Origin of the sequence: Rouxiella aceris (assembly GCF_012933545.1) — a bacterium.
Classification (GTDB): domain Bacteria; phylum Pseudomonadota; class Gammaproteobacteria; order Enterobacterales; family Enterobacteriaceae; genus Rouxiella; species Rouxiella aceris.
In genome coordinates, this window is record NZ_JAADJU010000002.1 from 475,678 (window position 1) to 497,406 (window position 21,729).

At 53.2% G+C, this 21,729-nt stretch carries 22 protein-coding genes and 1 riboswitch; of the genes, 17 read left to right on the top strand and 5 right to left on the bottom strand.

Annotation, left to right across the window (positions count from 1 at the left end):
- Nucleotides 1–20: 20 nt before the first annotated feature.
- Nucleotides 21–1,175 carry a methionine aminotransferase gene (locus GW590_RS05745; protein ID WP_169402045.1) on the bottom strand — a complete coding sequence of 385 codons (1,155 nt, stop codon included), beginning with the start codon at nucleotides 1,173–1,175 and terminating at the stop codon, nucleotides 21–23.
- 152 nt (nucleotides 1,176–1,327) lie between these two features.
- Here GW590_RS05745 and GW590_RS05750 point away from each other — a divergent pair, with 152 nt between their 5' ends.
- Nucleotides 1,328–2,287: a LysR substrate-binding domain-containing protein gene (locus tag GW590_RS05750; RefSeq protein ID WP_169402046.1), complete on the top strand. Its 960-nt coding sequence runs from the start codon at nucleotides 1,328–1,330 to the stop codon at nucleotides 2,285–2,287.
- Between the two features lie 18 nt (nucleotides 2,288–2,305).
- On the opposite strand, the gene bioA is transcribed toward GW590_RS05750, so the two are convergent.
- A complete protein-coding gene (gene bioA, locus GW590_RS05755) occupies nucleotides 2,306–3,580 on the bottom strand; it encodes an adenosylmethionine--8-amino-7-oxononanoate transaminase (RefSeq protein WP_169402047.1) in 1,275 nt (424 codons plus the stop codon).
- 231 nt (nucleotides 3,581–3,811) lie between these two features.
- On the opposite strand from bioA, the gene bioB reads away from it, so the two are divergent.
- From bioB to bioD, 4 genes are read left to right on the top strand one after another with little or no spacing between them, the layout of a single operon-like run.
- The gene (gene bioB / locus GW590_RS05760; RefSeq protein ID WP_169402048.1) at nucleotides 3,812–4,849 is read left to right on the top strand and encodes a biotin synthase BioB; all 1,038 of its coding nucleotides are present in this window, start codon (nucleotides 3,812–3,814) and stop codon (nucleotides 4,847–4,849) included.
- A 6-nt stretch (nucleotides 4,850–4,855) separates the two neighbouring features.
- Complete coding sequence (gene bioF / locus GW590_RS05765) at nucleotides 4,856–6,019, top strand: 8-amino-7-oxononanoate synthase (RefSeq protein ID WP_169402049.1); 1,164 nt, start codon at nucleotides 4,856–4,858, stop codon at nucleotides 6,017–6,019.
- Entirely contained in the window at nucleotides 5,991–6,767 is a 777-nt protein-coding gene (bioC, locus tag GW590_RS05770) for a malonyl-ACP O-methyltransferase BioC (protein WP_169402050.1), read from the top strand. The genes bioF and bioC overlap by 29 nt, the downstream gene beginning before the upstream one ends.
- A gap of 21 nt (nucleotides 6,768–6,788) precedes the next feature.
- A complete protein-coding gene (gene bioD / locus GW590_RS05775) occupies nucleotides 6,789–7,478 on the top strand; it encodes a dethiobiotin synthase (protein ID WP_169402128.1) in 690 nt (229 codons plus the stop codon).
- Here the strand turns inward: bioD and GW590_RS05780 are convergent.
- On the bottom strand, nucleotides 7,475–8,185 hold the full coding sequence (locus GW590_RS05780) for an ATP-binding cassette domain-containing protein (protein WP_169402051.1): 711 nt from the start codon (nucleotides 8,183–8,185) through the stop codon (nucleotides 7,475–7,477). The genes bioD and GW590_RS05780 overlap by 4 nt on opposite strands.
- 1,089 nt (nucleotides 8,186–9,274) lie before the next feature.
- Between GW590_RS05780 and uvrB the strand changes: the two genes are divergently transcribed.
- Nucleotides 9,275–11,281: an excinuclease ABC subunit UvrB gene (gene uvrB / locus GW590_RS05785; protein ID WP_169402052.1), complete on the top strand. Its 2,007-nt coding sequence runs from the start codon at nucleotides 9,275–9,277 to the stop codon at nucleotides 11,279–11,281.
- 126 nt (nucleotides 11,282–11,407) lie between these two features.
- On the top strand, nucleotides 11,408–11,770 hold the full coding sequence (locus GW590_RS05790) for a VF530 family protein (RefSeq protein WP_169402053.1): 363 nt from the start codon (nucleotides 11,408–11,410) through the stop codon (nucleotides 11,768–11,770).
- Between the two features lie 4 nt (nucleotides 11,771–11,774).
- Here GW590_RS05790 and yvcK read toward each other — a convergent pair whose 3' ends face one another.
- A complete protein-coding gene (yvcK, locus tag GW590_RS05795) occupies nucleotides 11,775–12,683 on the bottom strand; it encodes a uridine diphosphate-N-acetylglucosamine-binding protein YvcK (RefSeq protein WP_169402054.1) in 909 nt (302 codons plus the stop codon).
- 322 nt (nucleotides 12,684–13,005) lie between these two features.
- Nucleotides 13,006–13,188: riboswitch (molybdenum cofactor riboswitch) on the top strand.
- Here yvcK and moaA point away from each other — a divergent pair.
- From moaA to GW590_RS05840, 9 genes are all read left to right on the top strand, one after another.
- A complete protein-coding gene (gene moaA, locus GW590_RS05800; RefSeq protein ID WP_169402055.1) occupies nucleotides 13,179–14,165 on the top strand; it encodes a GTP 3',8-cyclase MoaA in 987 nt (328 codons plus the stop codon). (Overlaps the previous riboswitch by 10 nt.)
- 53 nt (nucleotides 14,166–14,218) lie before the next feature.
- Nucleotides 14,219–14,731, top strand: coding sequence for a molybdenum cofactor biosynthesis protein B (gene moaB / locus GW590_RS05805; protein ID WP_169402056.1), 513 nt, complete (start codon nucleotides 14,219–14,221; stop codon nucleotides 14,729–14,731).
- A gap of 8 nt (nucleotides 14,732–14,739) precedes the next feature.
- On the top strand, nucleotides 14,740–15,219 hold the full coding sequence (gene moaC / locus GW590_RS05810; RefSeq protein WP_169402057.1) for a cyclic pyranopterin monophosphate synthase MoaC: 480 nt from the start codon (nucleotides 14,740–14,742) through the stop codon (nucleotides 15,217–15,219).
- Nucleotides 15,216–15,461, top strand: coding sequence for a molybdopterin synthase sulfur carrier subunit (moaD, locus tag GW590_RS05815; RefSeq protein ID WP_169402058.1), 246 nt, complete (start codon nucleotides 15,216–15,218; stop codon nucleotides 15,459–15,461). Before moaC ends, moaD begins: the two co-directional genes overlap by 4 nt.
- A 3-nt stretch (nucleotides 15,462–15,464) precedes the next feature.
- A complete protein-coding gene (moaE, locus tag GW590_RS05820) occupies nucleotides 15,465–15,938 on the top strand; it encodes a molybdopterin synthase catalytic subunit MoaE (RefSeq protein ID WP_169402129.1) in 474 nt (157 codons plus the stop codon).
- Nucleotides 15,939–16,305: 367 nt separating this feature from the next.
- Entirely contained in the window at nucleotides 16,306–17,016 is a 711-nt protein-coding gene (locus tag GW590_RS05825; RefSeq protein WP_169402059.1) for a Bax inhibitor-1/YccA family protein, read from the top strand.
- Between the two features lie 216 nt (nucleotides 17,017–17,232).
- Nucleotides 17,233–17,697 carry an STM2901 family protein gene (locus GW590_RS05830; RefSeq protein ID WP_169402060.1) on the top strand — a complete coding sequence of 155 codons (465 nt, stop codon included), beginning with the start codon at nucleotides 17,233–17,235 and terminating at the stop codon, nucleotides 17,695–17,697.
- Nucleotides 17,691–18,026 (top strand): DUF1493 family protein, encoded by a 336-nt coding sequence (locus GW590_RS05835; protein WP_169402061.1) that lies wholly within the window; start codon nucleotides 17,691–17,693, stop codon nucleotides 18,024–18,026. Before GW590_RS05830 ends, GW590_RS05835 begins: the two co-directional genes overlap by 7 nt.
- Before the next feature lie 22 nt (nucleotides 18,027–18,048).
- On the top strand, nucleotides 18,049–18,534 hold the full coding sequence (locus GW590_RS05840; protein ID WP_169402062.1) for an Hcp family type VI secretion system effector: 486 nt from the start codon (nucleotides 18,049–18,051) through the stop codon (nucleotides 18,532–18,534).
- 166 nt (nucleotides 18,535–18,700) lie between these two features.
- On the opposite strand, the gene mdtG is transcribed toward GW590_RS05840, so the two are convergent.
- Nucleotides 18,701–19,900, bottom strand: coding sequence for a multidrug efflux MFS transporter MdtG (gene mdtG / locus GW590_RS05845; RefSeq protein ID WP_169402063.1), 1,200 nt, complete (start codon nucleotides 19,898–19,900; stop codon nucleotides 18,701–18,703).
- A 362-nt stretch (nucleotides 19,901–20,262) separates the two neighbouring features.
- Between mdtG and rhlE the strand changes: the two genes are divergently transcribed.
- Nucleotides 20,263–21,645 carry an ATP-dependent RNA helicase RhlE gene (gene rhlE / locus GW590_RS05850; protein WP_169402064.1) on the top strand — a complete coding sequence of 461 codons (1,383 nt, stop codon included), beginning with the start codon at nucleotides 20,263–20,265 and terminating at the stop codon, nucleotides 21,643–21,645.
- The last annotated feature ends 84 nt before the right edge of the window (nucleotides 21,646–21,729 follow it).

Below are 21,729 nucleotides of genomic sequence, written 5' to 3' on the forward strand. Positions count from 1 at the left end.
GGCTCCAGAGAAGTTTTGTTTTATACGCCTGACAGGCGGCGTGCGCCCTCATACAGCGTTTCATCGTCTTTCGCAAAGCTCAAGCGGATCAGGCCCGTTGGCTGGTTGTGGTGATAAAATGCCGACAGCGGAATGGTGGCAACCTGGTGATCGCGGATCAGGCTCAGTACAAATTCATCATCGCTAAGCGGGCTGAAGTGGCTGAATCTGGCGAGCATAAAGAAGCTGCCGTAGCTGGGCAGCAGCTCAAAACGCGAGCCTTGCAGTGCCGTGACCAGTAAATCACGTTTATGCTGATAAAAATCGGCCAGGCCCAAATAACTTTGCGGATCGGCTAGTGCTTCGGCAAAGGCCACCTGCATCGGCGTATCGGCGGCAAAGACCATAAACTGATGGACTTTGCGGATCTCTTCCATCAGCGCCTGCGGTGCCAGGCAATAGCCTACGCGCCAGCCGGTGACATGGTAGGTTTTGCCAAACGAGGAGACAATCACGCTGCGTTCAGCCAACTCGGCATGGCGGGCCATACTCTCATGACGATGACCGTCGAACACCACGTGTTCATAGACTTCATCGGATAAAATAATAATATCGCTGTTGCGAGTCAGGGCGGTTAGGCGATCGATATCCTGCTGCTGCAAAATAGCGCCGGTCGGGTTGTGCGGGCTATTGATAATAATCATCCGCGTGCGGCTGTTGATGGCGCTGGCCACTTCATCCCAGTCTATGCTGAAATCTTCCAGCGACAGGCCAATCGGCACCGGCGTTGCCCCCTGCAGGCGCACAATCGGTGAATAGCTGTCAAAAGCCGGTTCAAAATAGATCACTTCATCGCCCGGATGTACCAGCGCACTGATGGCCGAGTAGATCCCTTCGCTGGCGCTGGCGATCACTGTTACTTCGCTGTCGGCATCATAATGGCAGCCGTAGATCGCTTCCACCTTGGCCGCCAGTGCATGGCGCAGCGCGGCGAGACCGCTCATCGGCGCATACTGGTTATGCCCGGCGCGCATGGCTTGCGCCACGGCATCAATCAGTGCCGGTTGGCATGAGAAATTGGGCGCCCCCTGTGACAGGTTGAGGGCATTATGCTCGGCGCTCAATTGACCAATAACGGTGAAAATCGTGGTACCGACATCGGGTAATTTCGACTGGGGTGACATGGCGCTCTTCATGCGGACTCCTGATAACGACGGCTAAACAACCGGCTGCAATGGGGAACAGACAAAAGGATGACAGCCGATTAAGCAATAGTTTCGCTGTGCTCACAATAGAAAATTTGTCATACTTGCCATGATCTGACGTCATGGCTGGAGCCTGCACTGCAATGAGCCTATTCCCTGATTTTAGCGCCGCCACCTTGCCCAATTTGCCTTCGCTAAATTGGCTGAAAACCTTTGTTATCGTTGCGCAAACTCAGAATCTGACGCGGGCCGCCGAACTTTTGCATATTACCCAGGGAGCGGTAAGTCGGCAGATCGCAGGCCTGGAGGCGCGTCTGGGCTATCCGTTGTTTGTTCGTCAGGCCAGAGGATTAAGCCTGACACCGCGCGGGGCACAGCTATTGCCACCGATTCAGCAGGCGTTGCTGCAAATGGGCGAAGCGCTGCAACGGGTGGTCAGCCATCCCGATACCCTGCGCATCAAGTGTCCTACCTGCTCTATGCGCTGGTTGCTGCCACGTGTGATCCAGCTGCAAAACGATCGTCCCGATATGCAGATTGAGCTGACGGCCTCGGTGTCCCACGGCGTGGATTTTCGCAGCGAGCATTTTGACGCGGCGGTGGTCTTTGGCCGACCGGTTGAGCATGGTCTTACTGCCAGCCATCTGTTTGATGAAGTGTTGACGCCGGTTTGTGCGCCGAATTTGCTGACCGGGCAGGGGAGAGAGGTAAAGCTGGCAGATTTGCAACAGCAAACCCTGTTACATCCCACTCGCGATCGCCGCGACTGGCTGCTGTGGCTAAAAACTGCCGGTGTGCCGGGGTTACCTTCCAGTAAATCCCAGCATTTCGATACCCTTGATCTGGCGATTAACTCGGCGTTGCAAGGTTATGGCGTGGCGATCGGCGATTTAACGCTAATCGAAGACGATCTGCTGGCCCGGCGGGTGATTGCACCTTTCAGTCTTTGTGTCGCCAGCGGCGCGTCTTACCAATTGCTGTATCCAGATAATCCCAGCCCGGCGCTACGGGTGGCGATCGATTTTCTCAACCAGCAGGCACAGCAAAGCCGTGAACGGCTGGCCGCTTTGTTGTCGGCATCGCGACAGCTGGTGTATGCCTGATGATTGCCGCGCGGCTGGCTATTCCTCGGCCAGCGAAGCGGCTATCGCCTGGGTCAGTTGGCTTAACTGCTTGGCGCTAATAATATAAGGCGGCATCAGATAGATCAGCTTGCCAAATGGCCGGATCCACACCCCCTGCGCCACAAAGTGCTGTTGTAGCCGCGCCATATCCACTGGCTGGCACATTTCCACCACGCCAATTGCCCCCAACACCCGTACATCAGCCACCGCCGGATGCTGCCTTAATGGTGCCAGTTCGACCGTCAGCTGTTGTTCAATCGCCCTGACCTGCTGCTGCCAGTGATTTTCCGCCAGCAGCGACAGACTGGCACTGGCAACGGCACAGGCCAGTGGATTGCCCATAAAGGTTGGGCCGTGCATAAAGCATCCCGCTTCGCCGTTGCTGATGGTATTGGCCACCTGACGGGTGGTCAGGGTAGCGGACAGGGTCATATAGCCACCGGTCAGCGCTTTGCCGACGCAGAGAATATCCGGGCTGATGCCGGCGTGCTCGCAGGCAAAGAGTTTACCGGTGCGACCAAAGCCGGTAGCGATCTCGTCGGCAATCAACAAAATACCGTAACCGTCGCACAGCTGGCGCACCTGGCGCAGATATTCGGGATGATAAATGCGCATGCCACCCGCGCCTTGCACCACGGGTTCAAGGATCACCGCGGCAATGTCGCGATGATGTTCAGCCAACAAGGCACTAAAGGGGGCGATATCTGCCGCGTCCCAGGGTTGATCAAAGCGGCACTGCGGCGCAGGGGCGAACAGGTGTTGCGGCAGATAGCCCTGATACAGGCTATGCATCGAGTTTTGTGGATCACACACCGCCATGGCGCCAAAGGTATCGCCATGATAGCCGTGGCGCAGCGTCAGCATTTTCTGCCTTTTTTCGCCACGCGCCTGCCAGTATTGCATGGCCATTTTTAGCGCCACTTCTACCGCCACCGATCCCGAGTCAGCCAGAAACACACACTCCAGTGCCTCAGGGGTGATCGCCACCAACTGTCGCGCCAACGCTATTGCCGGGGGATGGGTAATACCGCCAAACATCACATGAGACATCTGACCAATTTGTTCAATGGCCGCCTGGTTCAGGGTCGGGTGGTTATAACCGTGGATGGCGGCCCACCATGACGACATACCGTCAACCAACTGTCGGCCATCGGCCAGCTTAAGCATCACCCCTTGTGCTGACACCACCGGATAGGTAGGCAACGGCTGGGTCATGGAAGTATAGGGATGCCAGATATGGCGTTGGTCAAATTCGAGATCGGCGGGGGTCATGCACATTCCTTACGGGTTTTCTGTCAACCAAAAATAAAATATAACGTTGACCGTAAACTAAAATAATTGAAGAATGGTTGACAGTATATCGCCCGCAGAATTTTTGGCGAGCGCAAAAATAGCAGCAATGTCGATAGCGCACAGCGTTGATCCGGCGCATTGGTGGTCACATTATGCCGCCCGCCCTCGTAAACCGCCGCGCTAGATCACCCTTTTCCCGGAGATGTCGCCATGACCACCCACGCCCCCTGGACCTATGAGCAAACCCAGGCGCTATTTGAAAAACCTTTTCTGGAACTGATGTTTGCCGCCCAGCAGATCCATCGCCAGCACTTTGATCCGCGCCAGGTGCAGGTCAGTACCCTGTTGTCGATCAAAACCGGTGCCTGCCCGGAAGACTGCAAATATTGTCCGCAAAGTTCACGCTATAAAACCGGGCTGGAAAGCGAACGTCTGATGGAGGTTGAACAGGTACTGGAGTCGGCCCGACAGGCGAAAGCGGCCGGTTCGACCCGCTTTTGTATGGGGGCGGCCTGGAAAAATCCCCACGATCGCGATATGCCCTATCTCGAGCAAATGGTGCAGGGCGTCAAGCAGCTGGGCATGGAAACCTGTATGACTCTCGGCAGTCTCAACGGTGACCAGGCGCAGCGTCTGGCCAGTGCCGGTCTGGATTATTACAATCACAACCTCGATACCTCGCCGGAGTTTTACGGCAATATCATTACCACCCGCAGCTATCAGGAACGACTGGATACGCTGCAGGAAGTGCGCGGGGCCGGTATCAAAGTCTGCTCCGGCGGCATTGTCGGTTTAGGGGAGACGGTAAAAGATCGCGCCGGACTATTAATGCAGTTGGCCAACCTGCCGGTGCCACCGGAAAGCGTGCCGATCAATATGCTGGTGAAAGTAAAAGGCACGCCGCTGGCGGATAATGCCGATGTCGATCCTTTTGATTTTATCCGCACTATCGCCGTGGCGCGCATTATGATGCCGCGCTCTTACGTGCGCCTGTCCGCCGGTCGTGAACAGATGAGTGAGCAGACCCAGGCAATGTGCTTTATGGCCGGTGCCAACTCCATTTTTTATGGTTGCAAACTGCTGACCACGCCAAATCCGGCAGAAGATAAGGATCTGATCCTGTTCGCCAAGCTGGGGTTGAATCCACAACAGACGGCCACCGAGATGGGCGATAACCAGCAGCAGGATGCCCTGACAGCAAAGTTGATCACCGCCGACAACGATCAATTCTATAACGCGGCGCGCTAACCGACGATGTCATGGACAACCCGTATCGACCAGGCGCTTGCCGAACGCCGACTGGCCAGCACTTTTCGTCAGCGCTTGCCCAATGCCGGTGGCGGCAGTCGCTGGCTAACCCAGGATCAACGTCGTTACCTGAATTTTTCCGCTAACGACTATTTGGGCCTGTCGCAACATCCTGAGGTGATTGCCGCCTGGCAGCGCGGTGCCGCCCTTTATGGCGTCGGCAGCGGTGGTTCGGGGCATGTCACCGGTTATTCGCTGGTGCATCAACAGTTTGAACAACAACTGGCGCAATGGCAGGGCTATCCGCGTGCACTGCTGTTTATTTCCGGTTTTGCCGCCAATCAGGCGGTACTGGCTGCCCTGTTGCAGGCTGAAGATCGCATTCTCGCCGATAAGCTTAGCCACGCTTCGCTGTTGGAAGCGGCGGTGCACTCACCGGCGCAGCTAAGGCGTTTTCAGCATAATCAGCCCGCAGCCTTGCAGCGCTTGTTGGAAAAACCGCTGGCGGGGGAGACCCTGACGGTCACCGAAGGGGTGTTCAGTATGGATGGCGATGCCGCCCCCCTCGCTGAGCTGCACGCCTTGACCCGCCAACACGGCAGCTGGCTGCTGGTGGATGATGCCCACGGTGTCGGGGTGATGGGCGCGCAGGGACGTGGCAGTTGCTGGCAGCAGCAGGTGCGGCCGGAACTGTTGGTGCTGACCTTCGGTAAAGCCTTTGGTTGCAGCGGTGCGGCGATACTGTGCGACGACGCCACGGCAGACTACCTGCTGCAGTTTGCCCGCCATCTGATTTACAGTACCGCCATGCCAGCCGCGCAAGTCTGTGCCTTGCAGGCGGCGCTGACATGTATTCAGCAAGCGGATGACCTGCGTGATAAACTGGCGGCGAACATTAGCCGTTTTCGCGCCGGTGCCAGTCAGTTGGCGTTTGCTCTCACCGCGTCGTCGACCGCCATCCAGCCGCTGATTATTGGCGACAATCAGTCAGCACTGGCCCTGGCGCAACGGCTGCGTGATCGTGGTTTGTGGGTCACAGCCATTCGGCCGCCGACGGTGCCCGCGGGCACTGCGCGTCTACGCCTGACCATTACGGCTGCCCATCAGCCGGAAGATATCGATATTTTGCTGGAGTCCCTTAATGGGTGCAGTCACGGAATTAGTCAATAAAAAAGCGGTCGCCGATGCCTTTAGTCGCGCGGCCGCAAGTTACGAGCAGGCTGCCGAGTTGCAGCGCCAGAGCGGCGAAAGTTTGCTGGCCCTGGCCCGCGAGCAGAACCTGCCTCTCGGCAACCAGGTATTGGATGCCGGCTGCGGCACGGGATATTTCAGTCGCCGCTGGCGCGAAATGGGCAAAACTGTCACCGCGCTGGATATCTCCGCCGGGATGCTGCTGCGCGCGCAAGAACTGGAATCGGCGGATCACTATGTGCCGGGTGATATCGAAAGGCTGCCATTGGCCGATAATTCAGTGGATATCAGCTTTAGTAATCTGGCCGTGCAGTGGTGCAATGCCTTACCGCGCGCGCTTGGCGAGCTGGAACGCGTGACCCGTCCTGGCGGCGTGGTGCTGTTTTCCACGCTGGCGGAAGGATCGTTAAATCAACTGTCGCAGGCGTGGATGAAAGTCGACGGCCGTCCCCACGTCAACAGCTTTCTGACTCCGGATAAAATTGCCGAAGCCTGTGCGCCTTTTCGCCATCACGTTGAGTTCAGCCAGCATACCGCGCTGTTTGCCGATGCCATGAGCCTGATGCGATCCCTTAAGGGGATTGGTGCCACCCATATCAAGGGCGGACGCCTGGGTGGTCTGGGCGGACGGCAGCGTCTGGCCAGTCTGGAAAAACATTATGTGCGCCAGGAGGGTAAGTTGCCGCTGACCTACCGTCTGGTCTACGGAATTTTATATTGTGAATAACTCAGTATGCTAAATCCGGCAATGCAGCAACAACGCTGGTTTATCACCGGCACCGATACCGAAGTGGGGAAAACCGTGGCCACCTGCGCATTTTTGCAGGCGGCGGCCGCGGCCGGTTTTACCACCGCAGGCTACAAGCCGGTGGCCTCGGGTAGTGAGGTGACCGCCCTTGGCCTGCGCAATAGCGATGCCCTGGCCTTGCAGGCCAACAGCAGCGTGTCTCTGGATTATCAGCAGGTAAACCCCTGCACTTTTTTGCAGCCCACTTCGCCACATATTGTCAGCGAACTGGAGGGACGGCCGATCGCCCTGGAGACCTTGTCACAGGGGTTGCGTCAGTTGGAGCCATTGGCTGATTGGGTTGTGGTCGAAGGCGCGGGGGGATGGTTTACGCCGCTCAATGCTACGCAGACCTTTGCCGATTGGGTAGCTCAGGAACAACTGCCGGTGATCCTGGTGGTGGGTATGCGGCTGGGCTGCATTAATCATGCACTGCTTACTGCCCAGGCAGTCCGGCATAGCGGATTGACGTTGGCGGGATGGATTGCCAATGACGTCGAAGAAACGGGGAAGCATCATCAGGCTTATGTTGCCACGTTAAAACGTATGCTGCCTGCGCCAATGTTAGGCGAGATCCCGTATCTGCAACCTCATGAGTTTGCTGATCATGGTCGTTATCTGACGCTGGACGCTCTGCTGACCGTCAGTTAAACACTGAGGTAGGTTTTCACCAGATTATCATCCAACTGCGCCATGGTGCCCTGCGCAACATTGCGCCCGCCGTCCATTAGCCAGAAGCGGTCGGCTACGCTGCGAATAAACGGCAGCTTATGGCCCACCAATAGCAACGTCAGGCCAAGATCGCGGTTGAGGCGGTGGATAATATTGCCCATATTCGCCTCCATTGCTTCGCTGGTGCGCTGTGTCGGTTCATCGAGGATCAGCAGTTCCGGTTCCAGCACCAGCGCCCGGCTAATGGCCAGCTGTTGCTGCTGGTGCTCATCCAGCTCTCCTGCCTTGCGCGCGCCCATCGCCTTGAGAACAGGAAAGAGATCGTAGACCTGTGTGGGGATGCGGCGGGTTTTATTGCGGCCGGCCATCAGCGCAATTTGCAGGTTTTCGTCAACGCTCATCTGCGAAAATATTTGCCGACCCTGCGGAACATAGCCAATGCCCATCAATGCCCGGGTTTCCACTGGCAGCGCCAGCAGATTTTGCGGTTCTTCATTGGCTGACTGCCAGGTTACGCTGCCGCTTTTTACCGGCAAATGGCCCATAATGCAATTGACCAGCGTGGTCTTACCCACCCCATTGCGGCCAATGAGACAGTTGCACTGGCCGCGATGGAGCTCCAGATCGATATCCCACAGAGTATGGTTTTGCCCATAAAATTGATTAACTGCTTTTACGCTTAGCATCAGATGTTCCTCACTTACCGGCTTGACGCCGAACACTACATTGACGGCCCCTGTCATCGTTCTGACATTGATTTGATGCCGTAGACCTGCCAACACAGGATAAAATTCCGTTTAAGTCTCGTATTTACACAGCATGAACAGGTGATAAACGGCCATCTTGCAGAGATAAATGGCTAAAACTGACGTTTTTTTGCCTTAAAAGCATTCACTGTTGGCTAAAAATCAGAGAATTAGTTTGTATTAAGTTATCCGACAAATAGTCTGTCAGATGACCTCCCGGATAATACTGCAACTCTTAGGCCAAGTTTCCAGAGATAACTCTTAAAGGGGCCGGATTCAGGGGGGAGAAGGCCGCAGCAGGGGGGGAAACAGCGATGTATTATCAAAGTTAATGTGTTGTGAGAAAGCGGTGAGTTACTGCTGCACTTTACCAGTGCCATGAATGCGAATTTTGGTGCAAGTCAACCCGCAAAATCGAGCAGAAAAGTGCCGTTGAGATGCACATCTGCAATTTGCAATCTAAAAGAAGGCCCTTTTCTAGGTCAATTCTGAATATATAAAGAAAGAAAAGTGTGAAAAAATAACTAAAAAAAGCCCTGAACAGCCGGTTAAGCACTAAATGTCAATTTTGGTCAGCTCCCGCCGCAAGCGGGGTGTTGTGACTTATCCACCATTCCTGTGGATAACCATGTGCATGAGCGTGCTAAAAGTTGCTGCACGCGAGTCAGGACGCGGCTTGAGCTTAGTTTGCCCGTATTCGCAGCTTTTTAATGAAATCATTGTTTTTCAGTGGATTACTTAAAATCAATAGAGAGCTATCGGGGAGGTTGTGGTTGGCGAAATATTCGCCAGGCCTAATTCGAAAAGTTAATTCGCGCCAGAATCTGGGGATAAATGTTCCGTGGTGGGGAAGATCAATGCCTGTCGCTAACCTAAATAAGTGCAACCGGCCAGCTAATGTCAAAATCCGCGCTTGAAGCTGGTTTTATATCCAGTATCATAGTCCGGTAACCCATTTGACAAGATGCAGGAGTCTTCCATACTGATCCTCCTCGCCGGTGTCACGCGTTCTCTTCTCAGGTAGCCGTCATGAGCAAAGTATTCAAACTACATTCCGAATTCAAACCTTCTGGCGATCAACCGGAAGCGATACGTAGCCTGGAAGAAGGGCTGGAAAACGGATTGGCACACCAAACCCTGCTGGGCGTAACCGGTTCCGGCAAAACCTTTACCGTGGCCAATGTGATTGCCGATCTCAACCGGCCCACCATGGTGCTGGCCCCTAACAAAACCCTGGCGGCGCAGCTTTACGGTGAAATGAAAGAGTTCTTTCCCGAGAATGCGGTGGAGTATTTTGTCTCGTATTACGATTATTACCAGCCAGAAGCCTATGTGCCCAGTTCCGATACCTTTATCGAAAAAGATGCCTCGGTAAATGAACATATCGAACAGATGCGTCTGTCGGCCACCAAGGCGCTGCTGGAGCGCCGAGATGTTATTGTCGTGGCCTCGGTGTCGGCGATTTACGGCCTGGGCGATCCCGATCTCTATCTGAAAATGATGTTGCACCTGACCAAGGGCATGATCATTGACCAGCGATCGATTTTGCGCCGTCTGGCCGAGCTGCAATATGCCCGCAACGACCAGGCGTTTCAGCGTAGTACCTTCCGCGTGCGCGGTGAAGTGATCGATATTTTCCCGGCCGAGTCAGACGACCTGGCGCTGCGCGTGGAGCTGTTTGACGATGAGGTGGAGCGTCTGTCGATGTTCGATCCCCTTACCGGTCAGCTACAGCAGGAAGTACCGCGTTTCACCATCTATCCAAAAACCCACTACGTTACGCCGCGTGAACGAATTGTGCAGGCGATGGAAGAGATCAAGGTCGAACTGGCCGATCGCCGTAAATTCCTGCTGGCCAATAACAAACTGCTGGAAGAGCAGCGTATTTCTCAGCGTACCCAGTTTGATCTGGAGATGATGAATGAGCTGGGTTATTGCTCGGGTATCGAAAACTATTCCCGCTATCTCTCGGGACGCGGCGAGGGGATGCCGCCTCCAACGCTGTTTGATTACCTGCCGGCTGATGGCCTGTTGATTGTCGATGAATCTCACGTGACCATTCCGCAAATCGGCGGTATGTACAAAGGTGACCGCTCGCGCAAAGAGACGCTGGTGGAATACGGTTTTCGTTTGCCTTCGGCACTGGATAACCGTCCGCTGCGCTTTGAAGAGTTCGAAGCCCTGGCGCCGCAGAGTATTTATGTCTCGGCAACGCCGGGGAACTATGAGCTGGAAAAATCTGGCGGCGAAGTGGTTGAACAGGTGGTCAGGCCGACAGGATTGCTCGATCCGTTAATCGAAGTGCGGCCGGTCACCACTCAGGTTGACGATCTGCTGTCCGAGATCCGCAAACGCGTGGTGCTCAATGAGCGCGTGCTGGTCACTACCCTGACCAAACGCATGGCAGAAGATCTGACCGAATATCTTGAAGAACACGGCGAGAAGGTGCGTTATTTGCACTCTGATATCGACACCGTCGAACGTGTCGAAATCATCCGTGACCTGCGTCTGGGCGAGTTTGATGTGCTGGTGGGTATCAACCTGTTACGTGAGGGCCTGGATATGCCTGAGGTGTCGCTGGTGGCCATTCTCGATGCCGATAAAGAGGGCTTCCTGCGTTCCGAACGTTCCCTGATCCAGACGATTGGTCGTGCGGCACGAAATCTCAATGGCAAGGCGATCCTTTATGGTGACAAGATCACCAAATCCATGGAAAAAGCCATTGGCGAAACCGAACGCCGTCGCGCCAAGCAGCAAGCCTATAATCTTGAACGTGGCATTACGCCGCAAGGGCTGAACAAGAAAATCGGCGACATCCTGCAATTGGGTCAGCCTAAATTCAAGAAAAACAAAGAAATGCGTGACGCCCAGGCGGCAGCGACCTTTAAAACCCTTACTCCCAAGGCACTGGAACAGCGTATCCGCGAGCTGGAAAGCAAAATGTATCAGCATGCGCAGAATCTGGAATTTGAAGAGGCGGCCCGAACCCGTGACGAGTTGCAGTCGCTACGTGAGCAGTTTATTGCCGCATCCTGAGTTTATTTGCGTGCCATATGGCCACCGGCAGCAGAAGATCGGTGCAGTTTATACCGCTATCTTTCATGTTGCCGGGCCGAGTGGTAGACTTCGCGCCCTGAAAACTTCACCTGTGGCTGTTGCGCTATGACCGAAAACCAACCGAAAGATCCGCTGCATGGCGTTACGCTGGAAAAACTGCTCACTGTTTTGGTGGACAATTTTGGCTGGCCGGCGCTGGCAGGGCAGGTCAATATCAACTGCTTTAAAAGCGATCCGAGCATTAAATCCAGCCTCAAATTTTTGCGACGTACCCCCTGGGCGCGTAAAGAGGTGGAGACGCTCTATCTTGATTTCGTCGAGGGACTGCTCAAGCCGGATATGAGCAGTAAAAGCAAAAGACGCAGTGCGCCAGCCCCGGCGGCCAAAAAAGTCAGCAGCGCCAAACCGGCTGCCGACAGTCCGTGGAACAACCATCCGTTGCTGACCAACAAACCCAAAAGCCAGTAATCGCTTAGTGTAAACGTTGCAGCGCTTCTTCCAACGCCTGGCGCAGCAGTTCACGATCGTGGCGGTACGGGATATCCCGGGCCTCTAAAGGGCGCTGCACGATCAGGCGCTGACTGGCATCACCCAGTTTTACCGCCGGACCGACGATGGCGGCACTGATTGCCGCCCGGCCAATCTGCTGTTCAATCATATTTAGTTTGTCATGCAGCGTCAGCGACGCGGCGGCGGGACTGAGTTCTTTCCCCAGATTGCCAATATAAACCAGGTGCGCGCGACTGCGCCGCAACTCGCTGGTCAGATCCTTAAGCAACAACAGAGGCATCAGGCTGGTAAAGAAACTGCCGGGACCAATCAGGATCAGATCCGCTTCTCTGATGGCTTCCAGCGCCTCGTGGGTACTGGTTACTTCCGGTTCCAGTAGCAGCCGTTGCGGGACATGGGACAGCCGATCGACCTGCACTTCGCCATGCACCAGATTGCCTGCGGCATCAATCGCCGCCAGATCTACCGGCAACTCCGACATCGGGATCAGTTGCGCATCGACTTTCAGCAGGCTGCGTACCAGATTCATCGCTTCCAGCGGGCGAACGCTGAGGCTGTCGAGGGCGCGCAGGATCAGATTGCCCAGATTGTGGCCATCCAGCTCGCCGCTGCCACTAAAGCGATACTCAAACATCGCCGAGGCGACGCTGGGTTCGGTGATCAGCTGATTAAGACAGTTGCGCATATCTCCCCAGGCAATTCCCCCTACCGAGCGACGTATCCTACCGGTTGAGCCACCGTTATCGGTGGTGGTAACAATACCGGTCAGACGGGATCCGAGCGAAGAGAGGGACGACATGACGCGTCCCAGCCCATGGCCGCCTCCTAATGCCACTACCCTGTCCAGGTCGGCCAATGTGCGATTGCGCATATCACTCCTAATGTGAGCTTTCAAACGGTTACCCGTGGAACTGGCTGTAGCCTCAACTCACGCTGACGCGCGGTAATTTTCGCAACCCGGGGTAGAAAAAAACGTGCTGAAACAATTTTACCTAATTTTGTATAAAGTTGTTATCTCGCTAAGCGGTCAGATTTACCTTAAAAATGCGCTTGATTTCATAGATGTTTTTAGTTTGCTTAACTGAAAAAACCGTTATATATCAAAATACATAGCGAAAAACGGCCTTGGCGATCGGCTTTTTGCGGCGTTACAATGTCGACTACAACCCACGTTCTGATCCTCCGCTGCGATGGTCCGAACTGAACTCCTAGCCCTGGCACCTAAGTTGTTCCTCGCGTTGCGCCGATGATTTTTTACCTGTCATCTTGCGTTGACCGAGCAATATGGTGCTTTGGCCGTGACCTTGAGTCACCAGGGTGCAAGGCAGAAATGCCCGCATCTCCCGTATTTGGAAAGGTGTTAACGTTGCAACAATTAACTGACGCATTTGCGCGCAAGTTCTATTACTTGCGCCTATCGATTACTGACGTGTGCAATTTCCGTTGCACCTATTGTTTGCCTGATGGCTATAAGCCGCAGGGGCACAACAATAAAAGCTTCCTTTCGCTCAACGAAATTCGGCGTATCAGCCGCGCTTTTGCTCATCTTGGCACTGAAAAAGTCCGTCTGACCGGTGGTGAACCTTCGCTGCGTCGCGACTTTAGCGAGATTATTGCCGCCGTTCGTGAAAACCCGCAGATCCGCCAACTGGCTGTTACCACCAACGGTTATCGCCTGGCGCGGGATGTCAGCACCTGGCGTGACGCCGGGTTGACCGGGTTGAATGTCAGCGTCGACAGTCTCGATCCCCGCCAGTTTTATGCCATTACCGGCCAGGACAAATTCCGCGAAGTGATGAACGGCATTGATGCCGCCTTTACTGCTGGTTTCAGCAAAGTCAAAGTCAACACCGTACTGATGCGCGACGTTAATCACTCCAGCCTGCAAAGCTTTCTCAATTGGATCAAAGATCGCCCAATCCAACTGCGCTTTATTGAACTGATGGAAACCGGCGACGGCGGCTCACTTTTCCGCAAGCATCACGTTTCTGGTGAGGTGATCCGTGCTCAACTGATCCAGCAGGGGTGGCAGCTGCTGGCACGCAGCCGCAGCGACGGCCCGGCGCAGGTGTTTACTCATCCCGATTATCTCGGCGAAATTGGCTTAATCATGCCGTATGAGAAAGATTTCTGCGCCAGTTGCAACCGTCTGCGCGTTTCAGCCCTTGGTAATTTGCACCTGTGCCTGTTTGGCGACCAGGGTATTCCGCTGCGCGATCTGCTGGCAGAAGACTGGCAGCAGCAAGCCTTGATGGATCGTATTCAGGGCGGACTGGGGCGTAAAAAACAGACCCACTTCCTGCATCAGGGCAATACCGGCATCACGCAGAATTTATCTTTTATTGGCGGCTAATATCCGCTGTGGGCGGATAGTGAACAGCAAAATAAAGTCTCAAGGAAAACAGTATGAGCAAAGCCAGCAGTGAATTTCAGGCGCTTTCCGTTGCAATTCTTACCGTCTCCGACCGTCGTGGCGAGGCCGAAGACAGCTCCGGGGAATATCTGCGTGTAGCGGCCAGCGAGGCGGGCCATCATGTCGTGGCCAGACAGATCGTCAAAGATAATCGCTATCAGATCCGGGCCATCGTCTCCCAGTGGATCGCCGATGACAGTATTGGCGCAGTGCTGATTAACGGCGGGACCGGCTTTACCGCCGGCGACAATACCCCCGAGGCGTTGCAACCGCTGTTTGATCGCGAAATTGAGGGCTTTGGCGAGCTGTTTCGCATGCTCTCCTTTGAAGATATTGGCACCGCCACCATTCAGTCTCGTGCCCTGGCTGGCATGGCCAATCAAACGGTGATTTTTGCCGTGCCGGGGTCGACCTCTGCCTGCAAAATGGCCTGGGAGCATATTATTTCTGCCCAGCTTGATGCGCGTAATCGTCCCTGTAATTTTATTCCTCACGTAAGAAAGTAAACGCAACTATGTCTACTCTGACGCATATCAACGCCTCCGGCGATGCCCATATGGTGGATGTTTCCGACAAAGCGGAAACCGTCCGTGAAGCGCGCGCCGAGGCTTTTGTTACCATGGCCGCCAGCACGCTGGAGATGATCATTAAAGGCGATCACCATAAAGGGGATGTCTTTGCCACGGCACGTATTGCCGGTATTCAGGCTGCCAAGAAAACCTGGGATCTGATCCCGCTTTGTCACCCTCTGTTATTGACCAAGGTAGAGGTTAAACTCGAGGCGCAGCCCGAAAACAACCGCGTGCGCATTGAGACTCTTTGTCGCCTGCAGGGTAAAACCGGCGTCGAGATGGAAGCGCTGACCGCAGCCTCCGTGGCGGCGTTGACCATTTATGACATGTGCAAAGCGGTACAGAAAGATATGGTGCTGGGCCCCATACGTCTGCTGGCAAAAAGTGGCGGCAAGTCAGGTGACTTTAAGGCGGAACAATGATCGATATACTGTTTTTTGCCCAGGTTCGTGAACTGGTGGGTACTGGCAGCCTGCAATTGCCAGCCGACTTCTCTGACGTTGAAACCCTGCGTCAGGATCTCTGCCAGCGCGGTGACCGTTGGGCATTGGCCCTTGAGTCGGGCAAGCTGCTGGTGGCGGTTAATCAGACCCTGGTCGAGTCCGGCCATGTGCTGAAGGCTGGTGATGAAGTGGCATTTTTCCCACCGGTAACCGGAGGCTGAATGATGGAAGCAACCCGCATTACCGTCGCTGCCGCGCCTTTTAGCGTGGGGGATGAATATCAATGGTTGGCGCAGTCCGACGCCGACGGCGCCGTGGTCACCTTTACCGGCAAAGTACGCAACCATAACCTGGGTGATAGCGTCAGCGCCTTGACGTTGGAGCACTATCCCGGCATGACCGAAAAGGCCCTGGACGAGATTGTGCAGTTGGCCCGTCAACGCTGGCCGTTACAGCGCGTTAGCGTTTATCACCGGGTGGGTGCGCTGTTCCCCGGCGATGAAATAGTCTTTGTCGGCGTAACCAGCGCCCATCGCAGCATGGCTTTTGAGGCTAACCAGTTTATTATGGACTACCTCAAAACCCGCGCGCCTTTCTGGAAACGCGAGGCCACGGAGCAGGGGGATCGTTGGGTGGATGCCCGGGAAAGTGATAAGCAAGCCGCGCAACGCTGGTCCCCTGCGCCCTTGACGCCGTAGCGGTGTTGGCAGCGCTTACTCACCCGCATCACTTACTGGTGTAAGCTCAGCGGGATTCGTTCGCTTGCCGCCTTGCTACAACGCCAATGGCTTTGGGGACCCCCTGCGTCCTTGACGCCGTAGCGGTGTTGGCAGCGCTTACTCACCCGCATCACTTACTGGTGTAAGCTCAGCGGGATCTATGAGTTAGCGGACAACATTACAACGCCAATAAACTGCACCGAATGTAAAGATATCTGGCTAGATAAACCAATTGTTTACCAGTTATGTGGCACACGCGCATTCGCTGTTTTTTGTGGTAGGCTTAGGCTACCGGTAGGCTGTAATTGCAGCCTTGTTTTTGTCCTCCATGCAAGAGGTAAGCATCATGGATCGATATCCACGCTCTAATGGTTCGATAGTAGAACGCGCAAACAGCGGTATCCAGGCCTATATGGCTCAGGTTTATGGCTGGATGACCTGTGGTTTGCTGCTGACGGCTTTCGTGGCCTGGTACGCTTCACGTTCCCCGGCGATCCTGGGATTTATCTTCTCAAGCCAGATCACCTTTTTCGGCTTGATTATTCTGCAGCTAGGTTTGGTTTTTGTTATTTCAGGCATGGTTAATCGCCTGACTGGCAGTGTGGCAACCGGGCTATTTATGCTCTATTCGGCGCTGACCGGGTTAACGCTCTCCAGTATTTTTGTAGTCTATACCGGATCTTCTATTGCCAGCACCTTTGTGGTTGCCGGTGGTATGTTTGGTGCCATGAGCCTCTATGGTTACACCACCAGGCGCGATCTTAGCCGTTTGGGCAGTCTGCTGTTTATGGCGCTGATCGGTATTGTGCTGGCCTCAGTGGTTAATATCTGGCTGAAAAGTTCTGCGCTGATGTGGGCGGTGACTTATATCGGCGTAGTGGTATTTGTCGGACTCACGGCCTATGACACCCAGAAACTGAAAAACATGGGTGAGCAGTTATCCGTTGATGACAAAGACAGCTTCCGTAAGTATTCCATTGTCGGCGCTTTGACCTTGTATCTGGACTTTATCAACCTGTTCCTGATGCTGTTGCGTATTTTCGGCAACAGAAGATAACTGTCGCTGCTGATTATAAAAAACCGTTAGCCTTGGCTAGCGGTTTTTTTTCATCTTATGCTGCGTTGACAAGCGTGATTTTATTTAATCGGATATATTAGTTATTCCACTATATAATTAATTTTCAGATATTTTGCAGTTATTTTCCCCTTCCTTTAGTAACGAGCTCTATTTTATCATCAGCAGATAACAGGGAGATACATTACAAGGGAAGAGATGGATACGGTTGAGGAACTTAATGGCACCTACTTCTATGCCGGTAAGTCTAATCTTACCGCAGGCGAGCTTTTTTTTATGATTTTCTGTGAAAATACAGTTGATCAGTTTGGCCTGGGGATAGCTGATTTTGCGGCTGTAAGTGCTATCTATTACGGTAGGAAAAGTCTTTCTACCCGAGGCAAGCCGAGAGGTGCTACAAAAGGCACTTCCCGTGCTTCTGTAGGTGCAAGGCGTGTATTTAAGCAAGCAACATTCCCGTTTGGAATAAAGTTACCTACTTGGGTCGGAGGATATACACCATGGACTGTAGAAAAGAGGATGGTTGCAAAAATAAGCACCTTCGTAGGACGTACAATCCCACTTATTGGTCAAGTCGTTCTTGTTACCGATGTAACTCAGATAACTTATTGTACCATTCGTGACTACAACAGGATTGCACGAGGTAACGATAAAATATGGTAGATGATGATATTGAACAACGAATCTATGCACTTGTACGATCTTATACTGGGGCATATTTATTTAATAATAAGAAGAAACAGAAAGTCTTAACTGCTGAGACCGATCTTGACACCCATTTAGAACTTGATGTAGGGGAGGCTGAAGATTTAATGGATAACTTTTTTTCTGAGTTTAATGTCCAAAAAGCTAACTTTATTATTGAAACTTATTATCCTGATTTACCTTTTACATGGAACCCATTTAAGAAAATAGATCCTATTCCTGTACCCGATTTTACTATAGGTATGTTAATAGAATCAGCTAAAGCGGGTAGATGGTTATACGATTAATTACATGCAAGGAGCATTAACAATGGCGGTACCGGTTCATTTATGGCTTAAAGACGATGGCGGCGCAGCTATCAAGGGCGCTTCCGATGTTCAGGATCGTGAAGGCAGTATAGAACTGAGAGGGATACACCATAATCTTAGTATTCCTACGGACCCTCATACCGGGAGACTTACTGGTACACGACAACATGCGCCATTTCAGTTTGAAAAGGAAATTGATCCCTCATCCCCTTATCTCTACAAAGCGGCTGCTACCGGGCAAACTTTGCAATCAGCGGAGATTAAATGGTATTGCATCGATAATGCTGGGCAAGAAGTTGAATATTTCAATATTTTACTTGAAATGGTAAAAGTAATCTCAGTAACGCCAATGATGCATGATACACGTAATTGCCCGGGTACTGGTCATATGGAAAGTGTAGCGCTACATTATGAAAAAATTACCTGGAAGTATGTAGATGGTAATATTCAGTATACTGATGCGTGGAATGAAAGAACCACAGCGTAATTATAATTTTGGCCTTTTGTATTAGAGGTGGATATATTGTTCCCATTAAAGAAGTTAGTGATCCCAATAAGGCAACCGACTGTCAGCACCTTCAAACCTGCTAAGCATTTATGGCGGGCACGCTTATTGCGCTGCCCGATTCAATAATATTCTGGCGTGAAAATAATTATATCCGTCGATTAGCGGGCAGTTTTCGAAAACTCCACCATACTTGGGCGGCATTAAACAGCACCAAAATGGCGGTAACCAGAAATACCCAGCGGAAACCCATCATGGCGGAAACACTGGAACCGATCAGCGGACCGACGACATTTCCCAGATACATAAAGGATTGGTTATAACCGAAGATCCTGCCGGTGACCTGATCGCTGCTGTATTTTACCAGCAATGCCTGCACCGCTGGCATTAAGGCGCCGTCGCCAAAGCCGAGCATAAAACGCAGTATCCCCAGTTGTACCGGCGTATTGATGGTTGCCATCAGGCAAAACAGTACAAAGCAGAATATCAGCGCGGCAATCAGCACGCGGTGAGCGCCAATACGGTCGCCGAGTTTACCCAATCGGGGGGCGGAAAGCAGAGCAGAAACACCGGGAACTGCAGCAATAACCCCGCTGATAAAGGCGATATTTTCGCTATTATCCGACAGATTGCGGATAAATAGCGTCAGGATGGGGCTGATAGAGCCGTTGGCTAGCTGGATCATCATGGTGGTAACAAACAAACTGAGGATCAGCATCGGATAGGGCAGCGAGGTGAAAACTGCTTTGCCACTGAGGCGGTTGGCTTTGCTGACTGGTACTACCCGCTCTTTTATCAGAAACAGGGTGATCAGAAAGCTGGTAAACAGCAGTCCGCCGGTGACAAAAAATACCGTACGCAGGCCCAAATGGTCGGCCATAAAACCGCCGATCAACGGGCCGATAATCACTCCGGCCACCTGTCCGGTTGAGAGCGTACCCAGCGCCCAGCCACTTTTATCCCGCGGAACCTGTGAGGCCACCAGTGCCATGGCGTTGGGAATATAGCCGGAGGTCAGCCCCATCAGGGTGCGGAAAATAAATAGCTGCCAGACGTTTTGCGCAAAGCCCTGCAATACCATAACGATGGCCATCCCCAGAGCAGCGCGCAGCAGCATCAGCTTGCGGCCCTTACGATCCGCCAGACTGCCCCATAAGGGCGCCACTACCGAAGAGACCAGAAAGGTGCCACTAAATACCAGACCTGACCAGATACTCAGTGCCTGATGATCGTGGACGCCAAGTTGTTCAATATACAGCGGAAGAAAGGGCAGAATTTCGCTCATCGCCAGGCCGGTAAAAAAACAGCCTAACCAGACAGAAATTAAATTAAGTTTCCAGGTTTCCATGGGGGGAGGGCATGACCTTATTGATGAAATAGTTTACCCGCTGAATCATAGCAAGCTAAGGCTTTAAAAGGATCACAAAAAGTTGCAACACTGTGTGTAGGGATATATTTAACCTTATCATAACAATAGCCCGGGTATTTGCCGCATAAAATATTGTCGCCAATGAATTTTGCCTGACTCATTTACAGCTTGAATCATATAAATGCGCGCTGCGCTGTGATATCTGTTAGAATCTCTGCAACTGGCGCACTGCAGTTTGTGCCGAATCCTCGTGGTAATGCCTCATTTGCCTCGTCTGATCATCCATTCTTGAAACTGCACCGAACCTGTTCGGGTTAGAGTGGATTGGAGTTTTTCTTTATATGTCATTTGATACTCTCGGCTTAAGTGCCGACATTCTGCGTGCTGTTGAAGAGCAGGGCTATCGCGATCCTACGCCTATTCAACAACAGGCAATCCCTGTTGTATTGCAAGGCCGCGATTTGATGGCCAGTGCACAAACCGGTACCGGTAAAACCGCTGGCTTTACCTTGCCCGTTTTGCAATTGCTTTCTCAGACTGCCGTACCAATCAAAGGTCGGCGTCCGGTACGTGCACTGATCCTGACGCCAACCCGTGAACTGGCGGCGCAGATCGGTGAAAACGTGACAGCGTACAGCAAACATTTGCCTTTGCGTTCTTTGGTGGTGTTTGGTGGCGTGAGCATCAATCCACAAATGATGAAACTGCGCGGCGGCATTGATATTCTGGTGGCAACACCGGGCCGTTTGCTTGATCTGGAACATCAGCGTGCTGTCGACTTGTCAAAAGTCGAGATCCTGGTGCTGGATGAAGCGGACCGTATGCTGGATATGGGCTTTATTCATGATATCCGTCGCGTACTGGCCAAACTGCCAGCCAAGCGTCAAAACCTGCTGTTCTCCGCCACCTTCTCCGACGAGATCAAAGGCCTGGCGAGCAAACTGCTGACCAACCCGGCGTCTGTTGAAGTCGCGCGTCGCAATACGGCATCATCGCAAATTGAGCAAAGCGTTCACTTTGTTGATAAGCGTCGTAAAAGAGAACTGCTGTCGCAGATGATTGGCGAAGGTAACTGGAAACAGGTGCTGGTCTTTACCCGTACCAAGCACGGTGCCAATCATTTGGCTGAATTGCTGAATAAAGATGGCATTGGCGCTGCGGCGATCCACGGTAACAAGAGCCAGGGTGCACGTACCCGCGCTTTGGCCGACTTTAAAGACGGTGGCATTCGTGTGCTGGTAGCCACGGATATCGCTGCTCGCGGTCTGGATATCGACCAACTGCCACACGTGGTCAACTATGAGTTGCCTAACGTGCCAGAAGATTATGTTCACCGTATCGGCCGTACCGGTCGTGCCGAATCTACCGGTGAAGCGATGTCACTGGTTTGTATCGACGAGCATAAACTGCTGCGTGATATTGAACGTTTGCTGAAGATTGAGATTCCACGCATTGCCTTGCCTGGTTATGAGCCGGATCCGTCAATCAAAGCCGAGCCGATCGTTAACGGTCGTCAGGGCAGCCGTGGCGCACCGCGTCAAAGCAGCGGTGGTCAACGTTCCGGCGCACCACGCCCGGGCGGAAACGGTCCTCGCTCTGGCAGCGGCGGTAATGGTGCCGGCGAAAGCCGTCCAGCCCGTCCGCCACGTCAAGGCGCAGCACATGCCGGCCAACGTCGTACCGGCGCGCCAGCAGGACGCAGTCGTAAACCTTCTGGCGAGTAATCGCTGAATAAAATAAAAAACCGCCGGTTTTATCAAGGCGGTTTTTTTTTACCCTCCGATCGCGCTGTCGACAGGGTAAAACTT